This window comes from Pseudoxanthomonas sp. CCNWLY206-1 (assembly GCF_039710385.1).
GTDB lineage: Bacteria > Pseudomonadota > Gammaproteobacteria > Xanthomonadales > Xanthomonadaceae > Pseudoxanthomonas_A.
Genome location: NZ_JBDKXI010000009.1, coordinates 200,282 through 217,714, shown reverse-complemented (window position 1 = coordinate 217,714; position 17,433 = coordinate 200,282). Strand labels below are relative to the sequence as shown.

At 59.2% G+C, this 17,433-nt stretch carries 17 protein-coding genes; 2 read left to right on the top strand and 15 right to left on the bottom strand.

Translation table 11 applies throughout. The features are described from left to right. Nucleotides 1-131: 131 nt before the first annotated feature. Nucleotides 132-2,132 carry a S9 family peptidase gene (locus tag AADW18_RS18915; RefSeq protein ID WP_337344954.1) on the bottom strand — a complete coding sequence of 667 codons (2,001 nt, stop codon included), beginning with the start codon at nucleotides 2,130-2,132 and terminating at the stop codon, nucleotides 132-134. Nucleotides 2,133-2,330: 198 nt separating this feature from the next. Continuing rightward, nucleotides 2,331-5,123 carry a TonB-dependent receptor gene (locus AADW18_RS18910; protein ID WP_337344953.1) on the bottom strand — a complete coding sequence of 931 codons (2,793 nt, stop codon included), beginning with the start codon at nucleotides 5,121-5,123 and terminating at the stop codon, nucleotides 2,331-2,333. 237 nt (nucleotides 5,124-5,360) lie between these two features. On the opposite strand from AADW18_RS18910, the gene apbC reads away from it, so the two are divergent. Next, nucleotides 5,361-6,365: an iron-sulfur cluster carrier protein ApbC gene (apbC, locus tag AADW18_RS18905; RefSeq protein ID WP_337344952.1), complete on the top strand. Its 1,005-nt coding sequence runs from the start codon at nucleotides 5,361-5,363 to the stop codon at nucleotides 6,363-6,365. Between the two features lie 255 nt (nucleotides 6,366-6,620). Beyond that, nucleotides 6,621-7,187 carry a dCTP deaminase gene (gene dcd / locus AADW18_RS18900; RefSeq protein ID WP_337344951.1) on the top strand — a complete coding sequence of 189 codons (567 nt, stop codon included), beginning with the start codon at nucleotides 6,621-6,623 and terminating at the stop codon, nucleotides 7,185-7,187. Between the two features lie 369 nt (nucleotides 7,188-7,556). Here the strand turns inward: dcd and pcp are convergent, their stop codons facing one another. The 13 genes from pcp to greB all read right to left on the bottom strand — a co-directional run bounded on the left by pcp (nucleotide 7,557) and on the right by greB (nucleotide 17,346). Further along, entirely contained in the window at nucleotides 7,557-8,216 is a 660-nt protein-coding gene (pcp, locus tag AADW18_RS18895) for a pyroglutamyl-peptidase I (protein WP_337344950.1), read from the bottom strand. A 56-nt stretch (nucleotides 8,217-8,272) separates the two neighbouring features. Beyond that, entirely contained in the window at nucleotides 8,273-9,241 is a 969-nt protein-coding gene (locus tag AADW18_RS18890; RefSeq protein ID WP_337344949.1) for a DUF979 family protein, read from the bottom strand. Then, a complete protein-coding gene (locus tag AADW18_RS18885; protein ID WP_337344948.1) occupies nucleotides 9,228-9,947 on the bottom strand; it encodes a DUF969 domain-containing protein in 720 nt (239 codons plus the stop codon). The genes AADW18_RS18890 and AADW18_RS18885 overlap by 14 nt, the downstream gene beginning before the upstream one ends. Then, nucleotides 9,944-10,705 carry a 5-oxoprolinase subunit PxpA gene (locus AADW18_RS18880; RefSeq protein ID WP_337344947.1) on the bottom strand — a complete coding sequence of 254 codons (762 nt, stop codon included), beginning with the start codon at nucleotides 10,703-10,705 and terminating at the stop codon, nucleotides 9,944-9,946. The genes AADW18_RS18885 and AADW18_RS18880 overlap by 4 nt, the downstream gene beginning before the upstream one ends. A gap of 19 nt (nucleotides 10,706-10,724) precedes the next feature. Next, on the bottom strand, nucleotides 10,725-10,898 hold the full coding sequence (locus AADW18_RS18875) for a DUF5668 domain-containing protein (RefSeq protein WP_337344946.1): 174 nt from the start codon (nucleotides 10,896-10,898) through the stop codon (nucleotides 10,725-10,727). Nucleotides 10,899-10,955: 57 nt separating this feature from the next. Further along, nucleotides 10,956-11,966, bottom strand: coding sequence for a biotin-dependent carboxyltransferase family protein (locus tag AADW18_RS18870; RefSeq protein WP_337344945.1), 1,011 nt, complete (start codon nucleotides 11,964-11,966; stop codon nucleotides 10,956-10,958). Then, nucleotides 11,963-12,655 carry a 5-oxoprolinase subunit PxpB gene (pxpB, locus tag AADW18_RS18865; RefSeq protein WP_337344944.1) on the bottom strand — a complete coding sequence of 231 codons (693 nt, stop codon included), beginning with the start codon at nucleotides 12,653-12,655 and terminating at the stop codon, nucleotides 11,963-11,965. The genes AADW18_RS18870 and pxpB overlap by 4 nt, the downstream gene beginning before the upstream one ends. Then, complete coding sequence (locus AADW18_RS18860) at nucleotides 12,652-13,059, bottom strand: HIT family protein (protein ID WP_337344943.1); 408 nt, start codon at nucleotides 13,057-13,059, stop codon at nucleotides 12,652-12,654. The genes pxpB and AADW18_RS18860 overlap by 4 nt, the downstream gene beginning before the upstream one ends. Then, on the bottom strand, nucleotides 13,056-13,715 hold the full coding sequence (locus AADW18_RS18855; protein ID WP_337344942.1) for a dienelactone hydrolase family protein: 660 nt from the start codon (nucleotides 13,713-13,715) through the stop codon (nucleotides 13,056-13,058). The genes AADW18_RS18860 and AADW18_RS18855 overlap by 4 nt, the downstream gene beginning before the upstream one ends. Before the next feature lie 191 nt (nucleotides 13,716-13,906). Continuing rightward, nucleotides 13,907-14,446, bottom strand: coding sequence for a PH domain-containing protein (locus AADW18_RS18850; protein ID WP_337344941.1), 540 nt, complete (start codon nucleotides 14,444-14,446; stop codon nucleotides 13,907-13,909). A 10-nt stretch (nucleotides 14,447-14,456) separates the two neighbouring features. Beyond that, a complete protein-coding gene (locus AADW18_RS18845) occupies nucleotides 14,457-15,566 on the bottom strand; it encodes a hypothetical protein (protein ID WP_337344940.1) in 1,110 nt (369 codons plus the stop codon). 13 nt (nucleotides 15,567-15,579) lie between these two features. After that, the gene (locus AADW18_RS18840) at nucleotides 15,580-16,629 is read right to left on the bottom strand and encodes a radical SAM protein (protein ID WP_337344939.1); all 1,050 of its coding nucleotides are present in this window, start codon (nucleotides 16,627-16,629) and stop codon (nucleotides 15,580-15,582) included. A 201-nt stretch (nucleotides 16,630-16,830) separates the two neighbouring features. Next, the gene (gene greB, locus AADW18_RS18835) at nucleotides 16,831-17,346 is read right to left on the bottom strand and encodes a transcription elongation factor GreB (protein ID WP_337344938.1); all 516 of its coding nucleotides are present in this window, start codon (nucleotides 17,344-17,346) and stop codon (nucleotides 16,831-16,833) included. Between the last annotated feature and the right edge of the window lie 87 nt (nucleotides 17,347-17,433).

The following is a 17,433-nucleotide window of genomic DNA, read 5'->3' as shown; positions in this document are numbered from 1 at the left end:
GTCGGTAATTAGGAACTTCGATTGTGTACGTAGCTCGCGGGCGTGGCCTCTACCGGAAGTCACGCCTTCCAGAGAACGGCGTGTAAGAAAATGGCCGGCATTTGCCGGCCATTTCAGCGGTGCGTGCCGGTTTATTCCGTTTTGCTGCGGCTGCCCACGGTGACTTCGCCGCCGATGTGGCGAGCAAAGAAGTCCAACATCTTCGTGTAAAGGTTCACCCGGTTGGCAACATCGTAAAAGCCGTGCATTTCGCCGGACTGAATGAGCATGCCTTCCGGCGGATTGCCTGCGGCGATCAGTGCTTTGTTCATTAGTTCGGTCTGTTCCGGCGGAGTGCGAACATCGCGCGCGCCGGCCGCCAGGTACACCGGAATCTTGACCTCGGCTGCGCGGCGCGCCGGCGAGTTCTCTGCCCAGCTCTTCGTATCCGTACCATGCGTACGACGCAGGAAGCGCTGGCCAGGTTCGTCTTCCGGGATGTCCCCTTTCTTGAACATCATGTCGATGTCATAGACACCCACATATCCAAAGGTGCACTTGAACAGCCCTGGAGCACGAATCGGTGCCATCAGTGACGAGTAGCCACCGAAACTACCGCCGTAGATACAGATACGTTCGCCATCCGCGTAACCGTTCTTGATAGCCCACTGGGTGGCATCAATGATGTCGTTCTGTATGCCCTGGCCCCATTGCCGATGGCCGGCATTCTGGAAGTCCTTTCCATAACCACCCGAGCCACGGTAATTCACCTGCAGGACCGCATAGCCCCGACTGGCCAGCAGTTGGGTTTCGCCATTGAATGCCCAGTCATCGCGTGGTCCGATCGGGCCGCCGTGCGGATTAACGATCATCGGCAGATTCTTGCCGCTGGATCCGTGCGGGATGGTCAGGTAACCGTGGATGCGCTTGCCATCCCGTGCAGTGAAATTGAACGGCTTGACCGAGGCCATGCGCTTCTTGTCGAGCTGCGGACGACTGCTCATCAGAAAGCGTGCTTTGCCCGTTTCCCGGTCGTATAGGTACAACTCACCGGGATTGCTATCGCTGTAGACGCTGACAACGACTTTCTTTCCGTCTTGCGTGTAGCTGGAGAAATCGACCATCTGCCCTTCGAAGGCATTGGCCAGCGACGCGTAGATTTCAGCGTCCGGGTGGGTTTCATCGATCAGTTTGACCGCGGGCGCGCCGGCTTCGGTCACCACGCCGATGAGAGTAGTTTCGTCGGTGGACCAGATGTAGTTGGATACTTCGGCTACGGGATCCTGAAACAACGGTGTAAAGGTGCCAGTGGCCGTATCCAGCGTGCCGATGGCGGGCGGAGACTTGCCGTCATCCTGGCTGGCGTACACGGTGCCGTTTCTGGTGGTGGTGACGACATCAAGATGCTTGCCATCCGATTTGGAGGCGTTCACTAATGTCCAACTGTTCCCGTCCCGCCGATAGAGTTCACTGCGCTCGTCGAACTCGCCTTCCTCGTCCTTACTGGACGAACACACGGCGAAGCGGGGCTGCTTGGCGGCATCCAGTGCAATGCTGCAGTTTTCCTTTGGGGCTCGGCCAAGCGAGGTGCGTCGGCCGTTGATGACGTCCATGCGGACGACTTCCGTGCCAGCACCCTCCGAAGAGCGGGGCGTGGTGACCTGCATGATGACGTTCTGGTCATCGTCCTTCAGCGTATCCAGCAGCGAGAATCTCTCCGCGCCAACTGTTTTTCCTCGCTGCGTCGCGTCGCGTGTGCCATAGAAAATCAATGGGCGCGGCTGCGTACCATCGGCATTGACGGCGTACCACTCGCCGGTGGCGAAGGGTTGGGCAAATCCGCCGATCTTCTTGATGGCATTGAACATCAACCGGTCCGGACTCACCCAATAGAACGAACCAACGCTTTTCTTGTCAGGCAGCTGGTTGACTTTGATCAGCTTCAGGTCGCTCGTGCGGAGCACGGTAAGGACGTCCTGATCCCCACGGTCCACGGTGATGGCCAAATACTCGCCGGTTGGAGAGATCTTGACGGCACTGTAGGCGGCGTGGCTTACGAAGTCAGACACAGGCTGCAGTGGTGCGGCACGGGCCGGCGAGAGCGTGATGATCCCGGCCGCAGCCAGAAAGAAGGTGATCAGCGAATGCTTCATCGGATTTCCTCCATACGAAGATGATTGCGATACGGGTTGTCGATATATCGGCTGGATTGATCGGCGGCGTTCGGAAGCGGCATCTCCCACTGGCGGGACCAGTCCTGTGCAGGATCGGTTTTCTTCCACCCGTGAGCTGGTGTCGGGGAAAAAAAGACCCGGCGTTTCCGCCGGGTCTCAGCTTTCCAATACGTCGGATCAGTTGAACTTGTAGCTGAAGCTCACGAACACTTCGCGTCCGATAGGGCTGTAAGCACGCCAGAAGAAGGGATACGAATTGAAGCTGTCATCCTTCGGCGCCAACTCATCCAGAACGTTGTTGATCGCCAGCCCGATGGTCACCTTGTCAGTGATTTCCTTCGACACCTGCGTGTTCCAGATTACGTACGACCCAATACGGCCTGTCTCTTCCCAGTTGGGCAGTGAGCCCCAACGGTAGCCGTTGACGTTGACATTCCAGTCGTCCAATTCCCAGTTGACTTCCCAGTTCACGCGGCTACGGAAATTGAAGAACTGGAGGTGGTCGCGAATGTTACGGATTTCTTCGCCTGGGAACTCCTGTTCTTCAAGCTTCAGCACGTGCGTCCAGCCGATGCCGAAGTTGAACTGCCCTAGACGATCGGTATCCAGCTGGTAGCGCCAACGGGCATCGATGCCGGAAGTTTCCAGCATGGACTGATTGAACGGGAACGACAGGTAGGAATCGATCTCGTCGTCATTGATCTGATCCACGCCCAGGCGCGTCACAAGACCCGTGAAGAATTGACATGAGCTGGAGTTGCCGTCCACGACATTGCCGTTGCGGTCAGTACCGAGCAAGCATGCGGCTTCCTCGCGCAGCAGATAGCTGGGGGCGATATCGTTGACGGCGCCTTCCAGCTTGATGCGGTACGCATCGACGCTGAGGGACATGTTGTCGGTGACATCCCAGACAAAGCCGACGCTGGCCGACGAACCCTCTTCTTCTTCTAGCTCGGTGCTGCCTTGGCGAGTGCCGAACACACTGTAGGTATAAGCCGCCGCCGAGCAGGCACCACCAGGCGTGGTGGGATTCAGGCCGTCGCGACGGCAACGGTATTCATCCATGACGGTCGTGAAGAACCCAGACTCCTCAGCGAAGACATAGTGCATGTCAGGCGCACGGAAGCTGGTGGCGTAGCTGCCGCGGAAAAGTAGGCTGTCGATGGGGCGGTATTCGAGGCCGGCCGACCAAGTGAATGCACCGTCGACCTGTGTCACGTCATCGTACTTATCGTAGCGGCCCGCCAGATTCATCTTGAACGTTTCGAACACCGGGATGCTGAACTCAACGCCAAATGCGTAGCGATCGCGCTCACCACCACCACCGGTGCCGGTCAGGTTGTAGATCGGGTCCGGACCAGTGTAGTTGGGCGAGATGCGCGGGTCGTTCTTGAGGTCGTACTTCTGGCGTGCCGCTTCGATCGTGGCCGCCATGCCGACCGCACCCGCAGGCAGCTCGAACAGATCGCCCGAAAAGACAAACGAGCCTTGGGAAACTTCAGAGTCGGCTTCGGTCCTGACGTTGGTGATGAGGGATTGATATGTTTCGGCGCCAAGAGGACTGAAATACCGATCGATGTTGAAGTTGACGACCGGATAGGTATCGAAATAAGGATCCAGCTGACCCGTAGCCGGGCCCATGAAGTACTCGTTGATCCTGTTAGCCAGGAAGCGCGGCTGGCCAACCTTCAGGTTGTACTCGGCATGAGAGAATACGGCCTCCCAGTCGAAGCGGTCGCTGAACATCGTGCCGCGAAGGCCGAATGCCAGATCGAACGAGCGTTCCTTGATGGTCGTCTGCTGAGCGTCCAACCCGCCCAGTTCGCTAGGGGTAAAGATGCGCTGGGAATCCAGGATGGTGTCGAGAGTAGGGTCGTAGACCAGGCCCGATTGCCAGAACTGGGTTGCCGATGCGATTTTTGCGTCGGCACTGGAGACGCTCAACTGCGCGAAAGCTTGCAGACCGCCGTCGAAATCATAGGTGCCGTACGCATAACCACTGAGGTTTTCGTCGGAATTGCGAATCTGCTGGGTGGCCGGATAGCCGAAGTATCCGCAGACGCCGCGGGTTTCCAGCTCGAATTCGCTGAAACGCGCGCAAGTCGATGCCGCGTTTTCCCCAGCGGGATAGACATAGGAACTTAGGCCCGAACCGAGAAGGCGGTCGCGCAAGCGAATGCCAACGACAGCCGTGGCGTCTTCTGGATCGACCGAAGGATCGTCGCGGTAAGAGTCCATGAAATCTCGCTGGGAAGCGAAGATTTCTTCACGAGCCAGATATTCGAACGCGTAGGTCAAGCTCCACTTGTCGCTGGCTTTGCCGCCTACCCATTGCAGTCGGCCGCTATCGCCGCCACCGCGGCTCGTGGTACCGCCGCGAAGCGTCAACAAGTCGCCGTCGTAGTTGGTCTTCATGATGATGTTGACCACACCGGCCACGGCGTCGGAGCCGTAGATTGCCGATGCGCCGCCAGATAGCACTTCGATGCGTTCAATGGCTGCGGCTGGGATATTGGCCAGGTTCACGGCATTGGATTGGCTGTTATATGGCAGTGGGTAGTCCGCAGTGCGGCGGCCATTGACGAGGATCAGCTGATAACCCGGACCCAGTCCGCGCAGGTTCAAGAAACTGGCGTTTGGCGTAAACCCATTCTGGTTGAGCTCGTTCTGAACCGAACCGGTGAATTGAGTGAGCGTGTTCAGTGCATCGTAAACGGTCGAAAAGCCCTGCTTTTCGATGTCTTCAGCGGTGATGACGGTGACCGGCGCGGGGCCTTCGATTTCCGCCCGCGAAATACGCGAGCCTGTGACGACGACTTTGTCGAGCGTTGCGGTGGAGGACTGGGAGCCGGAGGTGCTGGTCGGTTGTTCTTCCTGCGCCATGGCGGCAGTGGCAGGAAGTACGAGCGCCGCGAACAGCGCAATAGTGAGACGACTACGCTTAGGCGTAAGCGCGTTACGAACTGGCATGTTGTGAATCCCCTAAACTAGCAAAGTGATGCGGTCCCCTGGACCCGTTCCTTAGGTCCACCGCACGCCAAATGTCCTGTGGACTGACGTTAACATGGCATTAACGGTCACGCGCATACCACAATCGCATGTTATGACTGTTACATTTGAAATTGTGACGTAGTTCTCAAAAATATCTCGCTAGAAGGCAAATTAGTGCAACAGCTGTCACAAATTGAAGCTCCTGAGGGGATCCGCTTGGCGGATACCAAGGCCCATTTCCAGGTACAAGGCTCGAAGTCGGCAACCCAGGTACGTCTTACCTTGGGGTATCCAGCGCAGGGGTTGAAGGACAGCATTGAGCACCAGATCAAGGCACTGCTGGCGGCTGACGGAACCCAATTGGCCGAGTTTCTGTTGGATTTCCGGGTCGTGCCCCATGCCGTCCAGCCCAACCTCACTCCGCTGCCCAGGGTCCGCAACGTCATCGCCATAGGCTCCGGCAAGGGTGGGGTAGGCAAGTCGACCACGGCGGTCAATTTGGCGCTGGCGCTGAAGGCCGAGGGAGCCAGGGTGGGCGTGTTGGATGCCGACGTCTATGGTCCCAGCGTGCCGACCATGCTCGGGCTGAGCGGGCGGCCGGATAGTCCAGACAACAAGTCCATCGAACCGATGCGGGCCTTCGGGGTGGAAGCGATGTCGATTGGTTTCCTGGTGGACCAGGACACCCCGATGATCTGGCGTGGGCCGATGGCGACTTCGGCGCTGACGCAGTTGTTCACCGATACGCTTTGGGGCGATCTGGACTACCTGTTGATCGATCTGCCGCCGGGCACGGGCGATATCCAGCTGACCCTGGCGCAGAAGATTCCGGTGGCCGGCGCGGTCATTGTCACCACGCCTCAGGACATCGCCACGCTGGACGCCAGGAAGGCACTGAAGATGTTCGAGAAAGTCGAAGTGCCGGTGCTGGGCATCGTGGAGAACATGGCGGTGCATACCTGTTCTAACTGCGGCCACATCGAACATTTGTTCGGCGAGGGCGGCGGCCAGCGGATGGCGGCGCAATACGGGGTGCCGCTGTTGGGATCGCTGCCGCTGGACATCGCCATTCGTGAGCACGGCGACGCAGGTCAGCCGGTGGTCGTGGCGGCGCCGGATTCGGCTGTCGCCCAGGCTTATCGGCATACGGCCCGAATGATGGCCGCTCATCTGGCAATGCGGCCCCGGGCGGCGATGCCTATCGCCTCCTCGCTGGTGTGAACGCGCTCTTTGACGCCCCGCTACCGTGCCAGCTGGAGCAGCGGAGCATTGAATTTCAATGCAAAGCGGAGCTTGCTCGGCTACTCGCTATCGCGTGCCGTTGCGACGGCCTCATTGCTGCTGGCTCGGTCCTGTCGCGGGGCGCAGCCCCGCTCTACAATTGCGGACTTTCGCGTCTGCCCTGCGCTGCCGGCCAGCCCCAACGAGATTCAGGCGAGCCGCTACTCGCCCCCCTATCAGGAACAGGAACCCCGCATGAGCATCAAGAGTGACCTTTGGATCCGCCGCATGGCCGAGCAGCACAAGATGATCGAGCCGTACGAGCCTGGCCAGGTCAAGCAAGCCAATGGCGAGCGCATCGTCAGCTACGGTACCTCCAGCTACGGCTACGACGTGCGCTGCTCGCGCGAGTTCAAGGTCTTTACCAACATCAACTCCACGATTGTCGACCCCAAGCACTTTGATAACGGCAGCTTCGTCGATGTGGAATCGGACGTGTGCATTATTCCGCCCAACAGCTTTGCGCTGGCACGTACCGTGGAATATTTCCGCATTCCCCGCAGCACGCTGGTGGTCTGCCTGGGCAAGAGCACCTACGCGCGCTGCGGCATCATCGTCAACGTCACCCCGCTGGAACCGGAGTGGGAAGGCCATGTGACGCTCGAATTCAGCAACACCACGCCGCTGCCGGCGCGCATCTACGCCAATGAAGGCGTGGCGCAGATGCTGTTCTTCGAATCCGACGAGATTTGCGAAACCAGCTATAAGGATCGTGGTGGTAAGTACCAGGGCCAGGTAGGCGTTACGTTGCCGCGCACCTGAGAGATTTCCTGCGCTGTTGGATAAGTGCCCGCGGAGTTGCGTGGAGCGGAGCTTGCTCCGCTGCTTTTTCGGCCCCGCTTAACCTTGAGCGCCCTTAAGCGGCTATTCGCTATCGTACGCCGTCGCGACGGCATCATTGGTTGCTGGTGCGGCCAGGCCCGGGGCGCCGCTCGGCTCTACAAAGGCGCGGGTGAATTTCGTGTGGGAGTGGTGACGGCATGCCGTCACCGATGAGTCGCGACCGGAGCACATCAACGTCGCGACTCACATCGCTCCCACAAGGACGCTATGCCGCCGTGGTGGCCATGATGGGTTGAGCGCCAACATAGCGGCTCTACGTGAAGCGAGAGCGGTCGAGCAAGTCGCCTTTCAATGCTCCGATCCTGCGGCAAGTTTGCTGTCGGCTGCCGTCGTCAAAGCAATGCGCACGGCCAAGCGCATCGCTTCGGTCACTACTTCCGTCGACAAGCTCGCAGCTCCTGGATGAGCGGCGGCCTGCGCCGGCGAATACGGAATGTGGATAAAGCCGCCACGTGCGTTGCGTTTGTTCCGTAGCGCGTGCATCAAGCCATAGAAAACGTGGTTGCACACGTAGGTGCCCGCGGTCTGTGAGATTTCAGCTGGGAATCCCGCTTCACGTAAGCCCGCCATCATTGACTTGATAGGCAGCGTGCTGAAGTACGCCGCGGGTCCGCCTTCGACAATCGATGTATCGATAGGCTGCCGGCCAGCGTTGTCGGGAATGCGCGCATCGTCGACATTGATGGCGACGCGCTCCAGCGACAGTTGCGCACGTCCGCCGGCCTGGCCGACACAGATGACCAATGCGGGTGAGATTTCCCGAAGCGCGCCTCGCAGCGCTTTCAGGGATTCGCCGAATGTCACCGGAAGTTGACGCGTGATCACGCGATGCCCGCGGATGCGACAGCCGTCCAGCGCAGCTACCGCTTCCCAGCTGGGGTTGATGGTTTCTCCGCCAAAAGGCGCGAAGCCGGTTAATAGAACCGTGCTGCTGGATGTCATCTGCATTTACTTTTTTTCAATGTGAAGCATCAACGCTTGAGGGAGTAAGAGCCCAGATTTTGTTATCGAAAACACAGCCACGCCATCAACAGCACATTGACGCCCATCAGCCAGAATGCGGTAGCCGCCTGCATGCGGATCACGCCGTACTGATCCTTCAGTTCCAACAGCACCGCGGGCACGATATTGAAATTGGCGGCCATCGGCGTTAGCAGGGTGCCGCAATAGCCGGTCAGCATGCCAATGGCACCCAGCACTGCCGGATTCGCACCGTGCTTCTGGATCAGCAAGGGCAAGCCAATACCGGCCATCATCACTGGGAACGCGGCAAAGGCATTGCCCATGATGATGGTGAACAGCACCATGCCCAGCGAGAACGCCAACAGGCAGGCCATACGGTTCTCCACCGGAATCACGTAGCCCACCAGCCTGGCAATGGCTTCACCCACGCCGGTGGCGGCGAACACGCCGCCCAAGGTGGCCAATACCATGGGCAGCAGCACCGCCCAACCCAGCGAATCCAGTAGCCGCCGGCCTTGGCCCAGCGATTCCAACGGCCGGGCGCGGGTGACCCACAGTGCCGCGCCCAGTGCGAGCAGGCTGGCCAATGCCAATGAGCCCAAGGTCAGTGCTTTCGGATCCATGACCTTGTCCATGCCCGGCAGAAACTTGCTGGCGACAAACAACAGCAACGTCAGCAGCGGGATCACCAGCGCGGGGCCGAACAGTTTGTTGCGCAGGGCATCCGAAAGCGCCTGCCGGCGCGCCTGCGCTTGCGGTGTATCGACCGTGGCACTCAAGCGCCCGCGTGCGGCAAGAATGCCGAGGGCCACTACGCCCAGGCCCATCGTTTGCGCGGGCCACTGTACGCCAGCCTTGACTGCCGCCTGGATCTGCGTACCAAACGCGAACGGCGCCACCAGCACCAGCCAGAAAATGCCGGCAGCGTAGCGGCGTTCGCGCAGATTGAACACTGCGGTAATCAGCAGGAAGGCACCGATCAACCAGAAGAGATATTCAGTCTTGAGCATGAGTGCTTTCCACGGCTTCGTTCTGCACCGCACGCGCGGCGTGTTCACGTTCCAGTCGCCGCTGCAGCAGTTTCAGTCGAATGGCATGGATGACGAACGCCGCTACCGCCGTAGGCAATGCCCATAGCGCGATCGCGAGCGGCTCGAGTTCGATACCGTTGCGCGCATAAAAGCCCTGGATCAGCAATACCGCGCCGATGGCGACGAATACGTCTTCGCCGAAGAACAGCCCCACATTGTCGGTGGCGGCCGCACTGGCCCGCACGCGTTCGCGGTCATGTTCAGTCAGTTCGCCCAAGGTGCGTTCGGCCGCTGCCTCGCTCATGGGCGCCACCAGCGGCCTCACGGTTTGCGCAGGTCCGGCCACATGAGTCAGGCCCGCCATGCTCATGAGTTGGCGCAGGCCCAGATAGGCGATCTGGAAACGCGACAAGGTCAGCCCTTTGAAACTGGTAATCCATTCGCGCGCACGCTCGCGCAAGCCGTAATGCTCCAGCAGCCCGATGGCCGGCAAGGTAAGCAGGAACATCAACAGCGGCCGATTATCGATGAAGCTGGTGCCCAGCAATGCCAGCAGGTCCGGTAGCGAAATGCCGGCCAGCAGTCCGCTGACCAATCCAGCGGCCACCACTACCAGCACCGGATTGAAGCGAAGAACGAAGCCGGCCACTACTACCGCGATGCCAAGCAGGGGCCAGTAATTCATTCGGTGCGCTCCATGGTCTGAATAGTGAAGCCGGAGGATTCGATGGCGGCGCGCAGACCGCGTGCGAAGGCGGGTGCGTCGGGGCGATCGCCATGCAGGCAGATACTGTCGGCCCGCAATGGCACCACTTCGCCTGTGCGCGCCGTAACCACACTTTGCTGCAGCATCTGCCGGACTTGTGCTGCCGCGGTAGCGACGTCTTCGATGCTGGCATCAGGCCGGCTACGCGGAGTCAGCGTGCCATCGGCCTCGTATCGGCGTTCGGCGAAAACTTCGTGCGCAACTTGCAGGCCGAGCGATTCGCCAGCGGCCGTCAACGCACTGCCAGCCAGGCCATACAAAATCAATCCAGGATCGTAATCGCGCACAGCCGCGGCGATGGCGTCGGCAAGCACGCGATCGCGCGCGGCCTGGTTGTAGAACGCGCCGTGTGGTTTGACGTGATGCAGGAGTGCGCCCGCGGCGCGGACGAAGCCACCCAGTGCCGATACCTGATAAAGCGTGAGCGCATAAGCATCACTGGCGGAGATGTCCTGTGTCGTACGACCGAAATTCTCCCGATCCTGGAAGGCAGGGTGTGCGCCGATGGCGACGCCATGTACCTGACAAAGCGCCACCGTCGCCTGCATCGTCTGCGGCGACCCGGCGTGAAAGCCGCAGGCGATACTGGCGGAACTGATGAAAGGAAGGATGCCGGCGTCGTCACCGACGCCTTCGCCGAGGTCGCAATTGAAATCAACGCGCGGTGGGTTCGACACGGGATACACCTCCCTTCCACTATTTCGCGGTATTGCCCTTCAGCAGCATGCTGATACCCACCAGAATCAGGATGGCGGGCCACCACTTGGAAATCAGTGCGCCTAGGCTGATCTGGGTGACGCCCAAATTGTTCAGCAGAAACAGAGCGCCAAGAACAATCAACACCACAGCCGGGACAAAGTTGCGTTTCATGCAGACGGACCACTGGGATAGGTAGACCGATTATGCGGCTTTTCGCCTTGCCGGGAGCTACACCTCCGACGCCCGTGCAAGCGGAAAGCAAAGCGTCGGCCACGTGGCGCCGACTTGCGCGCCGAAGTCTTGTTGCAGCCGCTGGCGGATGGCGATGGCAGTGCGTGCATGCTGCTGCCGTTGTTCTCGCGCCAACCGGTGCGACTCTTCCGCGGAGACGGCGGTGAAATGCACTTTCGCTCCGGGCCGAAGCTGCGCCAGCCGTGGCAGATCGCTGCTGACGGTATAGCCAAGCCGGGCGTAGCCGCCGACGGTCTGCGCGTCGGCCAATAGCACGATAGGCTGGCCATCCGGTGGAAGTTGCACCGTGCCAACGGCGACCGGCTCCGAAACGCCGTTGCCTTCGGAACAAGTCAGCGCCGGTCCTTCCAGTCGCAAGCCTTGCCGATCGCAGCGAACGCTGGTGGTCCAGCTTTGCGAAGCAAACGCAGTCCCGCTGGGGTGGGAAGACGCGACGAAACGAATCGGCTGGTCCTGCCAGGCATCCCGTTCGTCGATCCACCACTTGGCGATCAGCGGCGCGTCTCTGGCAAGAACGCCAATATCGTCCACCGCAAGCCGATCACCAGCGCGGAGCGCACGGCCTTCCAAACCGCCAAAATAACCGCGCAGATCGGTGCTGCGACTTCCCATAGCCACCGACACGTCAAACCCTCCGGCCACCGCGAGCCAACTACGTGCGCCGTAGCGCATGCCGCCCAATTTGAGATCCCCCGGGGGCAAATCCATGGGGCGTCCCATTGGCAACGCGATACCATTCCAATGCGCTTCTATCGAAGCGCCCGTGAGCGCTATGCGGGTCGCTTGGTGCAACCGCAACGTCGGTCCGTGCAGGGTGATTTCGAGTGCGGCGAGTCCATCGTCGTTGCCCACCAGGCGATTGGCCAAGGCTAATGCCAGCGGATCGAGTCCGCCCGCCCGGGCGACACCCACATGGCGCCAGCCATCGCGGCCTAAATCCTGCACAGTGGTCTGCAATCCTGGTGATAGCACTTCCCATGAGGTCATTGGAATGTGTCGTCCGCGAAAGCGTCGGAAGCTACGGGCACGAATCGCACGCGATCGCCAGGCGAAAGCAGCGAAGGCGAATCGCGCGTCGCATCGAACAGTCGCCGTGGCGTGCGTCCCAACAGACGCCAGCCGCCGGGGCTCTCGCGCGGATAGATGCCGGTCTGCGAGCCGCCGATAGCCACCGATCCGGCCGGCACGCGGGTGCGCGGCGTAGCCAATCGTGGCAGTGCCAGCGATTCGTCCAACCCTAGTAGATAAGGAAACCCGGGCGCGAACCCGATCATGGCGACGGTGTAGGTCGGCGCGGTATGTCGCGCTATGAGTTCATCGATGCCGATACCGCACATCCGTGCCGCTTCTGCCAGGTCGGGTCCGTATTCACCGCCATAGCAGACTGGCATTTTTATCGGGTCCGCTTGGTTCCAAGTTGCTGCCGAGGTGGTGTGGAATAGCGCCTTGATCGCGCTGGCAACATAAGTGTGCGGATCGGCATGTTCGATATGCTGCGTATCGAAGAACACGGCCAGGCTCGCGTAAGCGGGCACCAGATCGCGCAACCAGCTCGGATCCTGTTCGCGCAGCCGCGATGCAAGGGCATGTGCTTGTGCGTTGAGCGTAGCGTCGATGTTGTCGCCGAGACGGAGCAACAGCGCATCATCGGACAACGGCTCGAACGAAGGCGTCATTTCAGTTTGCGACGCCACGCGTCCACATTGCTTTGAAGCTGCTCATGCGGGAGCCGCACTGGTGATCCATTGCCCCAGACTGGGCCAGGCCAAGCGGCATCGCCATCGTGCCGGCCGACCAGATGGATGTGCAATTGGCGCACAATATTGCCCAGCGCACCGATATTCAGCTTCTCTACGCCGGGTTCATTGCGGAGCAGGGCGCCGACTTGGTTGACCTCCGCCAACAGCAGTCGCTGCTGCCCGCCATCGAGTTCGATCCATTCGCTCGCGTCGGCAACGCGAGGAATCAATAGCAGCCACGGATAACGCGCGTCGTTCATCAGCCGCACTTGTGAAAGCGGGCCGTCGGCGATGAAGACGCTGTCCTGCTCCAGTCGGGGATCGAGCACAAAGCCGCTCATGCCAGGTTCTCGGCGAAGAAGCGCAGCGTTCGTTCGCGCGCCAGCTGCGCGCTGGCAGCATCGTAGTCGGCGCGGACATCGCAGTTGAAGCCGTGACCGGCAGGATAAGTGAAGGTTTCCATCTGCGGCATCATCTCGCGATGTTGTTGGATGCGTTCCGGCGGAATGGAAGCATCACGTTCGCCAAAATGAAACATCACCGGCGCTTTGGGTTCCTCGGACAGGAAAGGTCCATTGCGAGCCCCGTAATAGCTCACAGACGGCAATCCCAGCCGCAGTGCTGCCAACAACGCGACGGTACCGCCCCAGCAATATCCGACGGTGCCGATCTTGCCGGCGCCATTCAGCGCTTCGGCCGCGGCACTAGTGATTTCCACAGCCGCTTCCAGGCCCAACTGCGCGATCAATTCGCGGCCCCGGGCTATTCCTGCATCGTCGTAACCCAGCTCTACGCCGGGCTCAATCGGATCGAAATAAGCCGGCGCGACAACGGCATAACCTTCGGCAGCGAAGCTCTCGGCCACGCTGCGGATATGCGTATTGACGCCGAAGATTTCCTGGATCACGACCAGTCCCCCGCGGGGCTGTCCGGGCGGCTCGACTTTCCAGGCGGAGATGCGGCCGCGAGGAGTATCGAGAAAAATCCAATGACCCATGGCGGCGACCCATTGCGGTGAGGGATACAGTGTAGGGCGATCAGTGCACTTTTGGGATGAAATACCCTGGATTGTTTGTGCTGCCGTGGCGCCATGCTTGAGAGCATTCACGAAAACATGAAGCCAACGGGCACCGAAGAGAAAGCCCCCGTTTTAACGGGGGCTTTTGTTCCTCCGCAGGTCGGTGAGCACTACCTGAGTGCATTCCCTTCGACAGCTCTCTCATGCATCGCCGCCAAAAAAGCTTCCGGGTCGTTAGGCGAAAATAGTACGTCGTAGCCAAGTTCCGTCGGAATAACAATCACGCGTTGCCAATCGGTCACGGCCAAGAAGACAGGGCGCTCCGAGCGCCGAGCGAACCAGCCCAAGCTCAAGCCAGGCATCCCGATCCCGTTCGTTCGACTCTGTATAGTCAGTGCAGGGTCTCTAGGCTGCACAATATGTGCGTCGGCCAGTCGCAGCTGGTTGGCTGGAAGAGTGAGGGAATATAACCCGCCGCCTATCGTCAACGCTTTTCCCGACCATTTCGCTTTGACGAAGAACAGCTGAGCGAGAAGTAGCGCAAACACAGGTACAACCAAGGCAGCAACGATGAGCCCGATCGCCGCAGCTTTCGGGCTGCCGACTAGCTTGAGTGTCCCGGCGACGATAGAGACGGGAACCAAGGCCATTACCAGAACGAAGGCAAGCGATTTCCAACTCAAGGCGCCAAGCGATTGAATATGATCCATGGTTCCTCCTTCATATGCCAAGGGTGCGGTAGGCGTAACGAGTCATTGCATCAGTAGCGGTGGAAAGCTGGGCCTTATCCAGCGTCAGTAGCCCTATCTTCTGCATAGCATTGACGACAGCTCTAACCTCCGCGGCAATCATTTCCTGAAGCGCATGCACCTGCATCCCGCGCTGGCCTCCGACAGCCCCTATTCGCAGCGCTCGCTCAGTGTTGCGCATCAATGCTGGGTCGAGCTTTGCGAAATTTCCGGTAAACGGAGCCGCAAATGGATTGGATTGAATCTGGCAGAAAACCCCGGGATCGCCGCATCCACCCCCGCCTCCACCGCCACCGCCACCAACAGTTATTGCGGTATGAGCCACAACTGACACACTCACGGCCGCCATGATCCCGATCGTCACTGCCACCGCTACTGAGACATAGGTAACAACAGTCGCCGCGATGCCCACGGCTACCGCGCACATGGCGACAGCCGTGCAGCTCATGACTGTCATGCCGTTGGAAGTAACCAGCTGACTGACAATGGCAAGGTCGTCCTCGGTGGCGTGCACGCCAGACTCCTCCAGTATCTGAAGCAGCAACTTGTTCTGATCGGAGGTCAGTGGAACTGAACCCGCCTGCTGGATGCCAGCCCGGATAGCTTCGATGTTGTCCTGCATGATCTTTTCAATCTGCAGTTGCAGCTTCGATGGGTCACGGGGTTCAAACAGTCCTGCGGCTCGTAAATAGCCGAACAGTCCCTCATAGTCGCCGCGAACCGTGCTGTCCTGCACATCGGGATGCGAGAGTGCGGTTAGCATGATGATGGTGTCGTCCTGCAACGTCTTGTCTGATACATCTAGACCGAGAGATTGCATGTAATGCTTGGGGTTGGTTGAGAAAATCCTCGCCTCATCTCTAGATGTAAGCACGTTCTCCAGCAGTTGGTTAGCGGCAGCAAGGGTGCGCAACGCCTCGGAAGGAACGCCCGCGCGTGAAAGCGGCAGGATGAATTTTTCACCAGTAGTACCGCCATTTGGGAGGACGCTGCCGGGAGTTCCGTAAAGACGTTCGGCTCCCGCCGACAATGGCAATCCAGTCGAGATGAGGCTGGCTTGGAGAAACTTTCGTCTTTTCATTGAGGGTGATCCTTCAGTTCGTAGCTTCTGTGCTGGTGGGTGCGTGCGACTCTCGTGAACGCACGCCTTGTTTCAGGAAAAACCGCGTCATGACCTCGGGTATGAAATGATGATAGCTAGCTGTGAGTTGTGCTCTTACTTCTGGCTCCTTGTGTAAGAGCACACAGGCCTGACAAACATGCACAACGTCACGGAGGAGTGATTCACTCCGATCTCCGAGGAGGCGCTCAATGATTGTTCTTGGCCCGTCCACATTGATCCAGTATTTCAGGAAGTCATCAGCCTGTGAGCGATACAGCATGCCCAAATTGGTGCCGTCGTTCTTTCCGAGTCGCATCTCTGGAATATGTTCCAGAGTTAGGCCGCAGCAGGCAGACAAGTAGTCGTGAGGCGTGACGACCATATTCCCAAAGATCTGGTCACATCCGCTTCGCATCTCAGTTAGATCAATTGATTGCTTTCTATCCTCGGCGGATTCATGGAACGGCATCCACGAGTTGGATTGCACAACTAATTTCCGAGTTCGCAACAAATCTCTAACGCGATCGTCAGCTGTGATCGCGGCCAAACAGCTCTGCTGTTCGTTGTCGAGTTCCACTGTGATAAGCGTGAAGATACCGGCATCAACTAGGGCCTCCGCAGCGTTGATTACGCTCTCCAGGGGAACCCACTCTTGGTGATCCTTGCCGGTGCTGATGTTGATCTCGCTAAGCTCGGATTTTTGCAGGGCCGACGCAACCCTAGAAGCATTGGATTTTGTTTTCCCCCAGGAGCCATTGGAAACGATGCGGGTCCGTAGATTCAGTGCGGTTGCGTGTGCTACGGCGTCGTAAAGATCTTGTTTTAGCAGGAACGCTTCGCCGCCGCTAAACACCACCATTTCCAGACTGTCGAATTCTCGTTTAGCTTCGCTAATTCTGGCTTTTATGGTTTCGGACGATAGTCGTCCCCTTACTTCTGGGCTCGATTCAAAACAGCATTGTCGACAAGCCGCTGTACACTGATAAGTACACAGCACAGTCAAGGTATGCGGCTGTATGAAATATTCATGTGTTGATTCCACTCTGCGTTCCCTCGGTTGAGTTGAATCAAAAAGGCCATGCTTGTAGCAGTTTTGTCTATCGGGGAAGTCTGAAATTCGTGTAGGAAGTTTGCGGAGCGTAGGATTCGTCACGAGTTGCTTCCAACTGTGAGATGGCGTTGCAGCCACTTGCATCGCTCATTGTTGCGGCCTTCGCATACACCTAGATGATCGCAGTCGGCGTTAGAAGTTGGACGCACTTTCGTAGGTCACGTCGATGATCGCCAGCCGTGTAATGCCAGCCGGGAGATGCGCCTCGACTTCGTCGTCCAATCTTTTTTTCAGCAGCGCGCGGGCCAGCGGCGAATCGATACTGATGTAACCCCGGGACGCATCGGTCTCGTCCGGTCCGACGATGCGGTAGAACGACACTTCGCCGGTAGCGACATTCTCCAACTCCACCCGTGCGCCGAAGTAGACCGCGTCCTGGTCGGTGGGTGGCGTATCCACCACACGCAGAACCTCCAGGCGTTTGCTCAGATAGCGCACGCGGCGATCGATCTCGCCTAGCTGCTTCTTGCGATAGGTGTACTCGGCATTTTCCGAACGGTCCCCTTCCGCCGCAGCCGCGGCGAGCGCCTTCACGACTTCCGGGCGCCGCATCCGCCACAGCTCATCCAACTCGGCTTTCAGGCGCTCGTGGCCCTCGCGGGTGATCAGCGCGGTGCTTTTTTCTGCGGGAGGACGCCAGCGGGACATGGGGCGGGGAGTTAAGAGTCAAGGGTCAATGGTTGGTAGGACGGGTCGAGCGCAGCGACACCCATCGTTCATCCGAGCCGATGGGTG